Annotated in this window: 13 protein-coding genes; 8 read left to right on the forward strand and 5 right to left on the reverse strand. The window is 68.6% G+C overall.

Going from position 1 to position 14,925, the window contains the following annotated elements:
- Positions 1–93: 93 nt before the first annotated feature.
- Together carB and greA are read left to right on the forward strand one after the other, a co-directional pair.
- Positions 94–3,345, forward strand: a complete 3,252-nt coding sequence (gene carB / locus ACFPMG_RS05455) for a carbamoyl-phosphate synthase large subunit (RefSeq protein WP_376994190.1) — start codon at positions 94–96, stop codon at positions 3,343–3,345.
- 82 nt (positions 3,346–3,427) lie between these two features.
- Positions 3,428–3,901 carry a transcription elongation factor GreA gene (gene greA, locus ACFPMG_RS05460; RefSeq protein WP_079285121.1) on the forward strand — a complete coding sequence of 158 codons (474 nt, stop codon included), beginning with the start codon at positions 3,428–3,430 and terminating at the stop codon, positions 3,899–3,901.
- A 127-nt stretch (positions 3,902–4,028) separates the two neighbouring features.
- Here greA and ACFPMG_RS05465 read toward each other — a convergent pair whose 3' ends face one another.
- Complete coding sequence (locus ACFPMG_RS05465) at positions 4,029–4,988, reverse strand: dienelactone hydrolase family protein (RefSeq protein WP_376994192.1); 960 nt, start codon at positions 4,986–4,988, stop codon at positions 4,029–4,031.
- A 191-nt stretch (positions 4,989–5,179) separates the two neighbouring features.
- Positions 5,180–5,731, reverse strand: a complete 552-nt coding sequence (locus tag ACFPMG_RS05470) for an Lrp/AsnC family transcriptional regulator (protein WP_376994194.1) — start codon at positions 5,729–5,731, stop codon at positions 5,180–5,182.
- A gap of 223 nt (positions 5,732–5,954) precedes the next feature.
- On the opposite strand from ACFPMG_RS05470, the gene ACFPMG_RS05475 reads away from it, so the two are divergent.
- From ACFPMG_RS05475 to trxB, 4 genes are all read left to right on the forward strand, one after another.
- Complete coding sequence (locus ACFPMG_RS05475) at positions 5,955–6,884, forward strand: mitochondrial fission ELM1 family protein (protein ID WP_376994195.1); 930 nt, start codon at positions 5,955–5,957, stop codon at positions 6,882–6,884.
- 163 nt (positions 6,885–7,047) lie between these two features.
- A complete protein-coding gene (locus ACFPMG_RS05480; RefSeq protein WP_376994196.1) occupies positions 7,048–7,704 on the forward strand; it encodes a 2OG-Fe(II) oxygenase in 657 nt (218 codons plus the stop codon).
- 25 nt (positions 7,705–7,729) lie between these two features.
- Positions 7,730–8,374 (forward strand): 2OG-Fe(II) oxygenase, encoded by a 645-nt coding sequence (locus ACFPMG_RS05485; protein ID WP_376994197.1) that lies wholly within the window; start codon positions 7,730–7,732, stop codon positions 8,372–8,374.
- A 147-nt stretch (positions 8,375–8,521) separates the two neighbouring features.
- Complete coding sequence (gene trxB / locus ACFPMG_RS05490) at positions 8,522–9,508, forward strand: thioredoxin-disulfide reductase (protein WP_376994199.1); 987 nt, start codon at positions 8,522–8,524, stop codon at positions 9,506–9,508.
- 33 nt (positions 9,509–9,541) lie between these two features.
- Here the strand turns inward: trxB and ACFPMG_RS05495 are convergent, their stop codons facing one another.
- The 3 genes from ACFPMG_RS05495 to ACFPMG_RS05505 all read right to left on the reverse strand — a co-directional run bounded on the left by ACFPMG_RS05495 (position 9,542) and on the right by ACFPMG_RS05505 (position 11,372).
- Positions 9,542–10,018, reverse strand: a complete 477-nt coding sequence (locus tag ACFPMG_RS05495; protein ID WP_376994201.1) for a DoxX family protein — start codon at positions 10,016–10,018, stop codon at positions 9,542–9,544.
- Positions 10,019–10,161: 143 nt separating this feature from the next.
- The gene (locus ACFPMG_RS05500) at positions 10,162–10,662 is read right to left on the reverse strand and encodes a Dps family protein (RefSeq protein ID WP_465252019.1); all 501 of its coding nucleotides are present in this window, start codon (positions 10,660–10,662) and stop codon (positions 10,162–10,164) included.
- 206 nt (positions 10,663–10,868) lie between these two features.
- On the reverse strand, positions 10,869–11,372 hold the full coding sequence (locus ACFPMG_RS05505; protein WP_376994202.1) for a cache domain-containing protein: 504 nt from the start codon (positions 11,370–11,372) through the stop codon (positions 10,869–10,871).
- A 244-nt stretch (positions 11,373–11,616) separates the two neighbouring features.
- On the opposite strand from ACFPMG_RS05505, the gene ACFPMG_RS05510 reads away from it, so the two are divergent.
- Both ACFPMG_RS05510 and ACFPMG_RS05515 read left to right on the forward strand, forming a co-directional pair.
- The gene (locus tag ACFPMG_RS05510) at positions 11,617–12,540 is read left to right on the forward strand and encodes a ketopantoate reductase family protein (protein WP_376994203.1); all 924 of its coding nucleotides are present in this window, start codon (positions 11,617–11,619) and stop codon (positions 12,538–12,540) included.
- Between the two features lie 246 nt (positions 12,541–12,786).
- Positions 12,787–14,826: an elongation factor G gene (locus ACFPMG_RS05515; RefSeq protein ID WP_376994205.1), complete on the forward strand. Its 2,040-nt coding sequence runs from the start codon at positions 12,787–12,789 to the stop codon at positions 14,824–14,826.
- Positions 14,827–14,925 lie beyond the last annotated feature (99 nt).

Consider the following 14,925-nt stretch of genomic DNA (forward strand, 5'->3'; position numbering starts at 1 on the left):
CATATTGATCCGTGCCCCCTCACACCCGCGCCCCTGCCAAGGGGCCAATGGCGCGAGGGGGCTTTTGCTGCACGAACGTCGAGAAGCGGACCCATGCCCAAGCGCACTGATATCAAATCCATCTGCATCATCGGCGCGGGGCCGATCGTCATCGGCCAGGCTTGCGAGTTCGATTACTCCGGCGTCCAGGCGTGCAAGGCGCTGCGCGAGGAAGGCTTCCGCGTCATCCTGGTCAACTCCAACCCGGCCACCATCATGACCGATCCGGGTCTGGCCGACGCCACCTACATCGAGCCGATCACCCCGGCCGTGGTGGCGAAGATCCTGGAGAAGGAGCGCCCCGACGCCCTGCTGCCGACCATGGGCGGCCAGACCGCGCTGAACACCGCCATGGCCCTGTCCGACGACGGCACGCTGGAGCGGCTGGGCGTGGAGATGATCGGCGCCAAGCGCGACGTCATCGCCAAGGCCGAGGACCGCATCCTGTTCCGCGACGCCATGGACAAGCTGGGTCTGGAATCGCCGCGCTCGCGCCTTGTGCGCAACATGCAGGAGGCGACCGAGGCGCTGGAGTTCGTCGGGCTGCCCGCGATCATCCGTCCCAGCTTCACGCTGGCCGGCACCGGCGGCGGCATCGCCTACAACCGCGCCGAGTTCGAGGACATCGTGCGCGGCGGCCTGCGCGCCAGCCCGGTCGGCGAGGTGCTGATCGAGGAATCGGTGCTGGGCTGGAAGGAGTATGAGATGGAGGTCGTCCGCGACAAGGCGGACAACTGCATCATCGTCTGCGCCATCGAGAACATCGACCCGATGGGCGTGCACACCGGCGATTCGATCACCGTCGCCCCGTCGCTGACGCTGACGGACAAGGAATACCAGATCATGCGCAACGCCTCGATCGCGGTGCTGCGCGAGATCGGGGTGGAGACCGGCGGGTCCAACGTCCAGTTCGCGGTGAACCCGGCGAACGGCCGCCTGATCGTCATCGAGATGAACCCGCGCGTGTCGCGCTCCTCCGCGCTGGCCTCCAAGGCCACCGGCTTCCCGATCGCCAAGATCGCCGCGAAGCTGGCCATCGGCTACACGCTGGACGAGCTGACCAACGACATCACCGGCACCACCCCGGCCAGCTTCGAGCCGACGATCGACTACGTCGTCACCAAGATGCCGCGCTTCACCTTCGAGAAGTTCGCCGGCACCGAGCCGCTGCTGACCACCTCGATGAAGTCGGTGGGCGAGGCCATGTCGATCGGCCGCACCTTCCAGGAGTCGGTGCAGAAGGCGCTGCGCTCCATGGAGACCGGCCTGACCGGCTTCAACGAGGTGCGCATCGGCGACAGCGACACGCCGGACGCCGCCGCCATCCGCGGCGCGCTGGCCCGCCCGACGCCGGACCGCCTGCTGGTCATCGCCCAGGCCTTCCGCCACGGCTTCACCGTCGCCGAGGTCCAGCAGGTCTCCAAGTACGACCCGTGGTTCCTGGAGCAGATCAAGGCCATCGTGGACCGCGAGCAGGCGATCCGCAGCGGCGGCCTGCCGACCGACAAGGCCGGCTGGCAGGCGCTGAAGCAGATGGGCTTCTCCGACGCCCGTCTGGCCGAGCTGGCCGGCAAAAGCGAGGGCGAGGTCGCCGAGGCCCGCCGCGCCGCCGGGGTCACGCCGGTCTTCAAGCGCATCGACACCTGTGCCGCCGAGTTCGCCTCGCGCACGCCCTACATGTACTCCACCTACGAGACCGACGGCACGGGTGCCGCCGAGTGTGAATCGGACCCGACCGAGAAGAAGAAGGTCGTCATTCTGGGCGGCGGGCCGAACCGCATCGGCCAGGGCATCGAGTTCGACTATTGCTGCGTCCACGCCGTCTACGCGCTGCGCGAGGCCGGCATCGAGACCATCATGGTCAACTGCAACCCGGAGACGGTGTCCACCGACTACGACACCGCCGACCGCCTGTATTTCGAGCCGCTGACCGCCGAGGACGTGATCGAGCTGGTCCGCGTCGAGCAGCGCAACGGCACGGTGCTCGGCTGCATCGTGCAGTTCGGCGGCCAGACCCCGCTAAAGCTGGCCGACGCGCTGGAGAAGGCCGGCATCCCGATCCTCGGCACCTCGCCGGACGCCATCGACCTCGCCGAGGACCGCGAGCGCTTCCAGAAGCTGCTGCACCAGCTCAACCTGCTCCAGCCGGCCAACGGTCTCGCCCGGTCGCTGGAGGAGGCGGAGACGGTCGCGGCGCGGATCGGCTTCCCGGTGGTCATCCGCCCGTCCTACGTGCTGGGCGGCCGCGCCATGGAGATCGTCCACGACATGGCCGGGCTCAAGCGCTACATGGGCACCGCCGTGAAGGTGTCGGGCAAGAACCCGGTGCTGATCGACAGCTACCTGCAGGACGCCATCGAGGTGGACGTGGACGTGGTGGCCGACGCCACCGGCCAGGTCTACATCGCCGGCATCATGGAGCACATCGAGGAGGCCGGCATCCATTCCGGCGACTCGGCCTGCGCGCTGCCGCCCTACTCGCTGCCCGCCGAGACCATCGCCGAGATCGGGCGCCAGGGCGAGGCGCTGGCCCGCGCCCTGCACGTCGTCGGCCTGATGAACGTCCAGTTCGCGGTCAAGGACGGCACGGTCTACATCCTGGAGGTCAACCCGCGCGCCAGCCGCACGGTGCCCTTCGTCGCCAAGGCCACCGGCACCGCCATCGCCAAGATCGCCGCCCGCGTCATGGCCGGCGAGACGCTGGCCGACTTCACGCTGAACGGCCCGACCCCGCCGCACACCGCCGTGAAGGAGGCCGTGTTCCCCTTCGCCCGCTTCCCCGGCGTGGACATCGTGCTCGGCCCGGAGATGAAGTCGACGGGCGAGGTGATGGGCCTCGACCACAACTTCGCGCTGGCCTTCGCCAAGTCGCAGCTCGGCGCCGGCGTCACCCTGCCGGTCCAGGGCACCGTCTTCATCTCGGTGAAGGAGCGCGACAAGCCGTCGGCCGTGCAGATCGGGCAGAAGCTGCACGCCATGGGCTTCCGCGTGCTGGCGACCACCGGCACCGCGGCGGCGCTGCGCCAGGCCGGCGTCCCGGCGGAGTCGATCAACAAGGTGGTGGAAGGCCAGCCGCACATCGTCGACGCGATGATCAACGGCGAGGTGCATCTGGTCATCAACACCACGGACGGCGCGCAGGCGCTGTCCGACAGCTTCAGCCTGCGGCGCACCGCGCTGACCTACAACCTGCCTTACTACACCACCATGGCCGGTGCACGCGCGGCGGTGGAAGCGATTGCCGCACTCCGGAACGGCAGCCTTGAAGTCGCGCCGTTGCAGTCGTACCTTAGCGGTTCCTATTAGGACGGTTTACGGCGCGGCGGACCTCCTCCGCCGCGCCGTAGCTTTCCCAGGGCGCTGCGTCGGCATGGTGATGGATTGAACGATGGAAAAAGTTCCAATGACTGCGGCGGGATACAACCGCCTGCAAGAGGAGTTGAAGCACCTCAAGACTGTCGAACGGCCCAACGTCATCAAGGCGATCGCCGAGGCGCGTGAGCACGGGGACCTGTCGGAGAACGCCGAATACACCGCCGCGCGTGAACGCCAGAGCTTCATCGAGGGTCGCGTCGCGGAGTTGGAGGACAAGATCAGCCGCGCCGAGGTCATCGACCCGACGAAGCTGTCAGGCAGTTCGGTGAAGTTCGGCGCCACCGTCACGCTCGCGGACGAGGACACCGACGAGGAGATCACCTACCAGATCGTCGGCCAGGACGAGAGCGACATCAAGAACGGCATGCTGTCCATCCAGGCGCCGCTGGCCCGTGCGCTGATCAACAAGTCGGTCGGCGACAGCGTGGAAGTCTCCACGCCGGGCGGCTCCAAGGTCTACGAGATCGTCACCGTCGCCTTCAAGTAAGCGCCGGTTCAAGCTTGAGGGGCCCTTTCAGAAGAAACGACCCCGCCACCGACCGCGAGCCGAAGCGAAACGCCCCGCACCGACAACCGGTGCGGGGCGTTTCGTTTTCAGCCTCTGCCTTGCGCGTTTACCCCCGCAGCCGCTCGGCCAGGAAGGCGCTGACCCGTTCGATGGCGTCCTTGCGGGCGGATTCGTCGGTGCCGACCATCGCCTCGCCCGCCGGGGCGGTCGCCAGATTGCGACGCTTGCGCAGCGGCGCATGGGGGGAGTCGAAGCCGTGATGGGCGTCGGGATAGACCACCACCTCGGTGCGCTCCTTCACCGGCTCGCGGCTCGCCAGTTCCAGGCAGCGCTCGGCCGGGGTCCATTCGTCCTTGCCGCCCAGCAGCATCAGCAGCGGGCCTTCCGGCTGCCAGTCGGCGTCGCTCAGCGGCGTCCGGCAGCCGGGATAGAAGGCGATGGCGGCGCGGAAGCCGTTCCCCTGCCCGCCCGGCCCATAGGCGGCCAGCACCGTGCCCGCCCCCTGCGACCAACCCATCAGGGCGATCCGGTCGCTGTCGACGTCGCTGCGCGCGCGCAGATAGGCCAGCGCCGCCCAGGCGTCGCGCTTGCGCTCCTCCGTCGCCCGGACGGGGCGCTCCTTCACCGTGCAGACCTCCGCCACGCCGCGCGGGCCGAAGCTGTCGACCATCAGCACCGCGTAGCCCTGCTCGCGCAGCGTCAGCGCCCAGTCGATGTGCCGGGACGCCACCCGCCCGGTCTTGGCGTAGAGGCCGCTGCAGCCGTGCAGCAGGACGACGGTGGGATAGGGGCCGCCGGCCTTGGGGCGCAGGAAGCGCCCGGTCAGGGCCGTCGGGGCGCCGCTGGTCAGGTCGGCGTCGAGCGAGGGGAAACGGACGATCTCCTCCGCATGGACGCCCGGCGTGGCCGCCACGGCCGGCGGAGAGCCGAGCAGGGGCGGCAGGGTCAAGGCGGCGGCAAGCGCCAGCGTCGGCAGGAAAAGGCGCGGCGGAAGGGCACGGCGGCGGGATGAGGCCATCATCGTCTCCCGGTCACGGGCAAAATCGGCGAAGTCGGTTGCGCGCAAGTTTAGCACCTTCGCCGTGTGGAAGCATCGCACGTGCGAAGACGGGCAGGAATCCATTTTTGGAAACGCTCGGCGCCACAAAATTGCGCGAGGGCCGCGTTCTCCAAAACGCGAACAGCCGGCACCACATCCCATGCGCGGGGTGCGGTGCCGGCTGTCCGGGGAGGGCTTTCCGTCGATGCGGAGCCGCGTCAGCGGCGCGCCAGACGGGTCGAGGATTCGTCCTCGTCTTCGTCGTCATCCTCCAGCGAGTCGGGGATGTCCGGCGAGTCCACGTCGATCGGCACACCGGGCGTGTGCTTCGACGTGCGGATCGACAGGGCCGACTTGACGTGCGCCACGTTGGGCGCCGCCGTCAGCTTCGTTGTCAGGAAGCGCTGGTAGTCATCCCAGTCCTCCGCCACGATCTTCAGCAGGAAATCATACTCGCCGGCCAGCATGTTGCACTCGCGCACCATGGGCCAGGAGTTGACGAGTTCCTCGAATTTCTTTAGGTCCACTTCAGCCTGGCTGGACAGGCCGACCTGGGCGAACACGGTGACACCGAACCCGAGCGCATCGGGATTGATGTCGGCGTGATAGCCGCGGATGAAGCCCGCCTCTTCCAAGGCGCGGACACGCCGCAAACACGGAGGGGCAGAAATGCCGGCGCGCCTCGCGAGTTCAACGTTGGTCATCCGGCCGTCATTTTGCAGGTCGCGCAAAATCCGCCGGTCAATTCGGTCGAGTTTGACCCGCCGCATGGTTTACTCGGTAGCTCCGGGGGTGATCTGAAGAAAGGATATTACACGGCGAAGCCATCCACGCCAAGCAAGAAACCCATACCGGGCCGGTGGAAAAACTTTCCATCGATGGATCCGGTCCGGACGCGACAACCAGCCGCACCCCCAAACTCTGCGTGTGACGATGCATTCCTCCCTACCCGGTTCCCTCACCTGTTGGGTCGTCTCGGACGGCAAGCCCGGCATGGAAAACCAGTGCATCGGCCTCGCCGAGGCGCTGGACCTCACCCCCGTCGTGAAGCGCGTGCGGCTGCGCAGCCCGTGGCGCCAGCTCAGCCCGTTCCTGCGGCTGGGCAACCGCTTCGCCGCCGGGCCGGAGGGCGATCCCATCCGCGCGCCCTGGCCCGACCTGATGATCGGGTCGGGGCGCCAAGCCATCGCGCCGCTGCTGGCCGCCAGCAAGCAGTCGCGCGGGCGGACCTTCACCGTCTACATCCAGGACCCCCAGATCAACCCGCGCCATTTCGGCCTCGTCGTGGTGCCGCGCCACGACCGGCTGCGCGGCCCCAACGTCATGGCCACCCGCGGCGCCCTGCACCGCGTGACGCCCAAGCTGCTGGCCGAGGCCGCGCAGCGCCACGCTCCCCGGCTCGCCGACCTGCCGCACCCGCGCGTCGCCGTGCTGATCGGCGGCACCAACGGCGTCTACGCCCTGACCCCGACCATCATGGGCGACGTCGCGGAGAAGCTGTCGGAACTGGCCCGCACCAAGGGGGCCGGGCTGATGGTCACCCCGTCGCGCCGCACCGGCGCCGACAACGAGGCGATCCTGCGCGCCCGCCTGAACGGTCTGCCGGCGGAGGTGTGGGACGGCACCGGCGAGAACCCCTATTTCGCCTATCTCGGGCTGGCCGACGCGGTGGTGGTGACCTGCGACAGCGTGTCCATGACCTCGGAAGCCTGCTCCACCGGAAAGCCGGTCTATGTGATCGAGCTGGAAGGCGGCTCGCCCAAGTTCCGCAGCTTCCACGAGGAGCTTTACAGGGAAGGGATCACCCGGCCCTTCACCGGCGCCTTGGAACATTGGACCTACCCAACGTTGGACGATACCCGGCAAGTCGCCGGAGAGTTGCGCCATCGTCTTCTGGCCCACCGCGCCAAGCACGGCGCCTGAAATCCGGAGCGCGCCATACTCCGCGATACCACGACACATCGTTGTTTGCTTGCGCTGTTCAGGGGAGAATCCTGTCAAACGGTTCATGAACACTATTTCATTCAGCGGGTTTGCCGTCCCATGGTAATTCGCTTCTACCGCTGGACGCATTGGATCTCCTCTCATGGTTTCGCCCGACTCGGTCCAGGACGCCTTCATCCGCTGCCTGGACGACGCCCCGACCAAGGATGATCCCTATCGCCATTGGCTGCTGTCGCGCGCGCTCACCGACGCGGCCGCGGACGGCATCGCCGCCCTGCCCTGGGCGCCGCCGCGGGTCGGCGACACCATGGGCAGGCGGGACACCAACAACGCCACCCGCAGCTACTTCTGCGCCCGCAGCCGGGCCGAGCATCCCGTCTGCGACGCGGTCGCCACGGCGTTCCAGCGCCGGGCGGTGACGGCGGCGATCCGACGGACCTGCGGCGTCGATCTGGCCGGCACCTTGCTGCGCATCGAATATTGCCAGGACACCGACGGATTCTGGCTGGAGCCGCACACCGACATCGGCGTCAAGAAATTCACGATGCTGATCTATCTCTCCAAGGGGCCGGACTGCTCCGGCTGGGGCACCGACCTGCTGGACGCCACCCGCACCCTCGTCACCCGCGCGCCCTACGCCTTCAACGGGGGATTGGTCTTCGTGCCCGGAACGAACACGTGGCATGGCTTCGCCCCGCGCCCGATCCGCGGCGTGCGCAAGTCGATCATCGTGAACTATGTCGGCCCGGAATGGCGCGCCCGCCACGAACTGGCCTTCCCCGACACGCCCGTGGTCTGAATTGCTGCCGTCTGGAGACCGCCCCATGTCCATGCCCACCTCCATGCTGGATCTGGACCGCTTCCGCGCCACCCCGCTGCAGCACGAGCCGTTCGACTTCCTCTGCGTGCCCGGCTTCGTGAAGCGGGAGCATCTGGAGGCCCTGCACCGCGACTACCCCAAGGTGGACAAGCCCGGCTCGATCCCTCTGGGCGTCTTCCCGCAGGGACCGTCCTTCGACGCGCTGATCGAAGAGCTGCGCGGCGAGGCGGTCTGCCGGGCCTTTTCGGAGAAGTTCGGGCTGGACCTGTCGCGCTACCCGACCATGATCACCGCCCGCGGCATGTGCCGGGCGACCGACGGCAAGATCCACCCCGATTCGGCCAGCAAGATCGTCACCGTCCTGATCTACATGAACCCGCCCTGGGAGGCCGCGGGCGGGCGCCTGCGCGTGCTGCGCAGCCCGAACCTGGAGGATTATGCCGCCGAGGTGCCGCCGGACGAGGGCACGCTGCTGTGCTTCCGCCGCTCCGACACCTCCTGGCACGGGCACCATTCCTTCGAGGGCCGGCGCCGCGCCGTGCAGATGAACTGGGTCCGCAACAGCGTCTACATCTGGCATGAGCAATGGCGCCACCGCGTCGGTGCCTGGCTGAAGAACCGCAAGGGCGCCGCGCCGGCCCGCTCCTGAAGGGGATTTCCCGGGCGGTCGGGGTGGGGCATCGTCACCATGATGGGCCGGCATGGCAGGCTTTCCGATGACAGCGCGTCGGAACTGGACCATATGTTCGGCGCGGCCCTATGGTCCGCATCAGATCAGATCGTGACGGACAGAGCGATGCCCAGCACCCACCACACCAAGGTTCTCATCATCGGCGCCGGTCCCGCCGGCTACACCGCCGCCATCTACGCGGCGCGCGCCAACCTGCAGCCGCTGATGGTGCAGGGCATGCAGCCGGGCGGCCAGCTCATGATCACCACCGACGTCGAGAATTATCCCGGCTTCGCCGACCCCATCCAGGGGCCGTGGCTGATGGAGCAGATGCAGAAGCAGGCGGAGCATGTCGGGACCAAGATGGTCTTCGACCTGATCACCGACGTCGACTTCAGCCAGCGCCCCTTCGTCTGCAAGGGCGACTCGGGCGACACCTACACCGCTGACAGCGTCATCATCGCGACCGGCGCGCAGGCGCGCTGGCTCGGCATCTCCAGCGAGGAGATCTACCGCGGCTTCGGCGTGTCGGCCTGCGCCACCTGCGACGGCTTCTTCTTCCGCGGCAAGGAGATCGCGGTGATCGGCGGCGGCAACTCCGCGGTGGAGGAGGCGCTGTACCTCACCAACCACGCCTCCAAGGTGACGGTCATCCACCGCCGCGACAGCTTCCGCGCCGAGCGGATCATGCAGGACCGGCTGTTCCGCAACCCCAAGATCGAGGTCGTCTGGGACAGCGTCGTCGAGGAGATCGTCGGCGAGGGCGACGGCTCGCTGGGCAACCCGCGCGGCGTCACCGGCGTGCGCGTGAAGAACGTGAAGTCGGGCGAGGAGCGGGTGATCCCGGTGGCCGGCGTCTTCGTCGCCATCGGCCATGTCCCGGCCACCGCCGTCTTCCAGGGCAAGGTGGAGACCGACTCCGAGGGCTACATCGTCACCGCCCCCGATTCGACGGCCACCAACGTGCCGGGCGTCTTCGCCGCGGGCGACGTGAAGGACAAGATCTACCGCCAGGCCGTCACCGCCGCCGGCATGGGCTGCATGGCCGCCCTGGAGGCCGAGCGCTGGCTGGCCCACCACGAGAGCGAGCCAAGCCCGGCGGGCAACTGGTAAACTGTTGGCGGGGGCCGGGCGACCGGTCCCCTCTTACCGCCGATGCATCATCCCATCGACGCTGAAACGCCCGGCCCCGGCGGCGATCAGCGCGAGGAAGCCGCCGATGATGGCGAGGTTCTTCATGAACTGGATGCGCTGCATCCCCTGGGCCTCCGGCGGGTAGGTCCAGTAGCGGTGGGCGATCAGCGTCGCCATGATGGTGAAGAGGACCACCGCCGCCGCGGCCAGCCGTGTCCAGGCCCCCAGCACCACGGCCAGCCCGCCGAAGCACTCCACCGCACCGCCCAGCGCGGCCAGCAGCATCGGCATGGGCAGCCCCTGCCCTTCCAGGCTTCCGGCAAACGCGCCGAGGTCCATCAGCTTGCCGAAGCCGCTCTGCACGAAAATCGCCCCGATCAGCAGCCTTGCGGCCAGCAGCAGGACATCCTGCCCGCCCGTCGCCGCCCGGTCCGCTCCGCGCGCTCGGTCGTAGTTGTAGGAGGCCATGGCGCCCTCTCCCGCGTCCATCGGACATCCCAGGAGAACGCGCGGCCCCGCCCGGTTGTTTCCCCCTGTTGTTTTGTTTGGCCCAAAAAGGACGGAGCGCCGCCCCGAAGGACGGCGCCCCGCCGAATCACAAAGTCGAATCGCAAACCGCTGTTCAGCGCCGACTACTCCAGCATGGAGCGCAGCATCCAGGCGGTCTTCTCGTGGATCTGCAGGCGCTGGGTCAGCAGGTCGGCGGTCGGCTGGTCGTTGGCCTCCTCGGCGGTCGGGAAGACCCTCCGGGCGGTGCGGGCGACGGCCTCGTGCCCCTCGACGAGCTGGCGCAGCATCTCCTGCGCGTTCGGAACGCCCTGCTCCTCCTTGATCGAGGCGAGCTTGGTGAACTGCGAGAAGCTGCCCGGCGCCGGATAGCCGAGCGCGCGGATGCGCTCCGCCACCTCGTCCAGGGCGGTCCACAGCTCCGTGTACTGGGTCATGAACATGGTGTGGAGCGTGTTGAACATCGGCCCCGTGACGTTCCAGTGGAAGGAATGCGTCTTCAGGTACAGGGCGAAGGTGTCGGCCAGCACGTTGTTCAGGCCTTCGGCAATGGCCTTGCGGTCGGCTTCCGCGATCCCGATGTCGATCTGCATGGTTTCCCAATCCTCCGAGGGGTTGTCTTCCATTCTTGGCTGCAATCGAGGCTACGCCCCGCTGCGCCCCGGGTAAAGACCCTACTTTAGAAGCTTTCTAAAAAGCAGCCCTGCGCAACCCGCATGCCCCGGCATGCCGTGAAGGCCACCCCGACAAGCTTGGGCGCGCCCGGTGCGGGTCAAGATGTGCACCGCAACAGCAGCCGTATCAAGCGATTGAAGCGTCCCGCCCCGCGCTGTCAATGGTACAGCCCGACATAGGCGACCAGATCCTGGCCCGGCACGCGCTTCACGAAGGTGGTCTTCGGCTCGATCCGGTTGCTGGCCGGGTTGAGCCAGCGGTACTCCACCCAGCCCTCGCCCCCATCCCGCGCCACCGACAGGATGTCGCGGACGATGTCGCGGCCGTCCGGGTCCTTCACGTTGATCACGCTGATCCCAACCCCGGCCGGCCGGGGCGGATAGACCTTCCACACCCCGGCGAAGTCGATGACGGTGACGTAGAGCGCGCCGTGCCGGAACTCGCCGTCCCGGTTGAACGCCGCCGCCGCCGTGTCCAATCCCTTGGCGGCGATCAGGTCTGCGGCCTTCAGCGCGATGGCGCGGACCTGCTCCCGCTCCGGATCGCCGGGCTGGGCGCGGATGCCCGCGGGGTGGACCGTCGCGGCCAGAAGGGCGGTCAGCAAGACCCATAAGACGCGGAGCGGCGGCACTCGGACGAAGGCGCTCACGACAGATCTCATGGCAAATCCCCCGGACCGGCCAATGCGGGAACGTCATGCGGAAAAGGGCGCCGATCGGTTCGCCCACTGTCGAAAGAAAGTAGGCCTCCGGCAATCCGCAATCCTGCGGCCTATTGCCGCAAAGTTCCGCGCGCGCCACACTGTCCCCAGCGTCCGGCACCAAAGGCCCGCCCGGCCTCCGCCGATCGATCGGCCCCATCCAACGGTGCGCGCCGGCCCGGACCGCATTTGGGAGGAACATCGCATGCGCATCGCAATCATGGGGGCGGGCGCGGTCGGCGGCTATTTCGGCGCACGCCTCGCCACCACCCACGGAGCCGAGGTGCATTTCATCGCCCGCGGCCGGCATCTGGAGGCCATCCGCCGCGACGGCCTGCGCATCGAGAGCGAGGCCGCACCCCTGCACCTGACCGACGTCCGCGCGACCGACGACCCGGCGGAGGTCGGGCCGGTCGACCTCGTGCTGTTCGCCGTCAAGCTGTGGGACACCGACCGCGCGGCGGAGGCCTGCCGCCCCCTGGTGAAGCCGGGCACCGTGGTGGTCACCGTGCAGAACGGCGTCACCGGGATGGACACGCTGTGCCAGATCCTGGGGCGGGAGCATGTGGCGGGCGGCGTCGCCCACATCGGCGCCACCATCGCCGCCCCCGGCGTGATCCGCCACACCGGAACGCTGGCCCGCCTGACCTACGGGGAGCTGGACGGGCGCCCTTCCCCCCGGCTGACCGCCTTCCACGCGCTGGCCGAGGCGGCCGGGTTCGAGGCGGTGCTGTCCGCGGCGATCCTGCGCGCGCAGTGGGAGAAGTTCGCCTTCCTGGCGCCCTTCAGCGGGGTCACCGCCCTGACCCGCCAGCCCGCCGGGGTGATCCGCCGCGTTCCGGAAAGCCGCGCCCTGTTCCTGGACGCGGTGGCGGAGGTCGCCCGGCTGGCCCGCGCCCGCGACGTCGATCTGGGCACCGGCATCGTCGCCCGCGTCGAGGCGCTGCTCGACGGCGTGCCGCCCGCCATGACCTCCTCCATGCTGAACGACCTGATGCGGGGCGGGCGGCTGGAGCTGCCCTGGCTGTCCGGGGCGGTGGTGCAGCTCGGCTCGGAGCTGGGGGTGCCGACGCCCGTCCACCGGGTGATCGCGGCGGCCCTGGCGCCCTACGCCGACGGACCGCCCTAAGGAATGACACCCCAGCGGGGGCGGCGTGACGTCATGCCGCCCCTTTTTTCCATCGACAGGTCCCCCGCCACGGGTGGACCATAACCTTGAAAAGGCACTGTTTTTAAAGCACCGGACCAGTCCGGCACCCTGTCAGGGCCATGCGCGCCGCCGGTGCTTCCGGCCACAGCGTCCCACCCGGCCCACCCAGGCCACCCGGCGTTCCGGCCGATGCCCACACGGGAAGACGCCATACGGGAGGTGTGCATGCCCCATACACAGATCCAGACGGCCCGCTGCGCCGCGCTGGTCGGCCCCTATCTCAGCGGCAAGACATCGCTTCTGGAAAGCCTGCTGTCCGCCGCCGGGGCGACCACGCGCAAGGGCAGCGTCCGCGACGGCAACGCGGTCGGCGACAGCTCCCCCGAGGCCAAGGCCCGGCAGATGAGCGTCGAGGTCAACGTCGCCTCCTTCGAGTTCCTGGGCGAGCGCTGGAGCGTGCTTGACTGCCCCGGCTCGGTGGAACTGGCCTGCGAGACGCAGAGCGCCCTGATGGTGGCGGACGTCGCCGTGATCGTGGCCGAGGCGGCGCCGGAAAAGGCCGTGTTGCTCGCCCCGCTGTTCAAGTTCCTCGACGACAACCGCATCCCCCACCTGCTGTTCATCAACAAGGTGGACAGCCTGGGCGACCTGCGGGTGCGCGACGTGGTGCAGGCCTATCAGGCGGTGTCGGCGCGCAAGCTGGTGCTGCGCGAGGTGCCGATCCGCGAAGGCGGGAAGATCACCGGCTTCGTCGATCTGGTCAGCGAGCGCGCCTGGCACTTCAACCCGCACAAGCCGTCCAACCTCGTCCAGATCCCCGACAGCCTGAAGGACCGTGAGCACGAGGCCCGGCAGGAGATGCTGGAGGCCGTGGCCGACTACGACGACGCGCTTCTGGAAAAGCTGCTGGAGGACGTCGCCCCCGACACGCAGGAGGTCTACGACCGGCTGGCCAGCGAGCTGGCCGACGACCTGATCGTCCCGGTCTTCTTCGGCTCGGCGGAGAACGACAACGGCATCCGCCGCCTGCTGAAGGCACTGCGCCACGAGGGGCCGGACGTCGCCACCTCGGCGGAGCGCGCCGGCATCCCGGCGGATGCCACGGTGGCCGCCCAGGTCTTCAAGACGCTGAACGGCTCACACGCCGGCAAGATCAGCCTCGCCCGGGTCTGGCGCGGGACGGTCAGCGACGGCATGACGCTGGGCGGGGAGCGGGTGTCCGGCGTCTTCCGCATGATGGGCCACAATCAGGAGAAGCTGTCCCAGGCGGCGGCCGGCGAGGTGGTGGCGCTCGGCCGGCTCGACAAGGCGGCGACCGGCGACCTGCTGACCGACAAGGGCAACGCCGGCCGGTCGGCGCTGTGGCCGGAATTGCCGCCGCCCGTCTTCGGCCTCGCCCTGCACGCCCAGAACCGCAACGACGAGGTGAAGCTGACCGCCGCCATCCAGAAGCTGGTCGAGGAGGACCCGTCGCTGAAGCTGGAGCAGTCCACCGACACCGGCGAGCTGGTGCTGTGGGGCCAGGGCGACATCCATCTCCAGATCGCCATGGACCGACTGCGCAACAAGTTCAACGTCACGGTCAAGGGGGTGCCGCCGCAGGTGCCTTACCGCGAGTCGATCCGCAAGGGCACCGCCCACCACGCCCGCTACAAGCGGCAGACCGGGGGCCACGGCCAGTTCGCCGACATCCATGTGGAGGTCAAGCCGCTGCCCCGCGGCACCGGCTTCCAGTTCGAGGACGGCATCGTCGGCGGCGTCGTGCCGCGCCAGTTCATCCCGGCGGTGGAGACCGGCGTGCGCGACTACGCGGTGCGCGGGCCGCTGGGCTTCCCCGTGGTGGATTTCGCGGTGAAGCTGACCGGCGGGCAGTTCCACGCGGTGGACAGCTCCGAAATGGCCTTCAAGACGGTGGCGCGGCAGGCGATGACCGAGGCGCTGCCGGCCTGCGAGCCGGTGCTGCTGGAGCCGATCCTGACCGTCTCCATCGCCGTGCCCAGCGACTTCACCTCGAAGGTGCAGCGGCTGGTCAGCGGACGGCGCGGGCAGATCCTCGGCTACGACGCGCGCCCCGGCTGGCAGGGCTGGGACGAGGTGAAGGCCTATCTGCCGCAGGCCGAGATGCACGACCTGATCGTCGAGCTGCGCTCCCTGTCGCTCGGCGTCGGCACCTTCACCTGGAACTTCGAACGGCTGCAGGAGCTGACCGGCAAGGCCGCCGACAAGGCGGTGGAGATCCGCAAGGAGACGCTGGCCGCGCAATAAATCCTCGGATTCCCTCTCCCGCCCCATTCCGGGAGCGGGAGAGGGGGGCGTTTTCGGTTCAATCCGGTCGATTCAACCTGTCCGTGGCCCCTCCGCATC

This window comes from Azospirillum himalayense, assembly GCF_042657465.1.
GTDB classification, from domain to species: Bacteria; Pseudomonadota; Alphaproteobacteria; order Azospirillales; family Azospirillaceae; genus Azospirillum; species Azospirillum himalayense.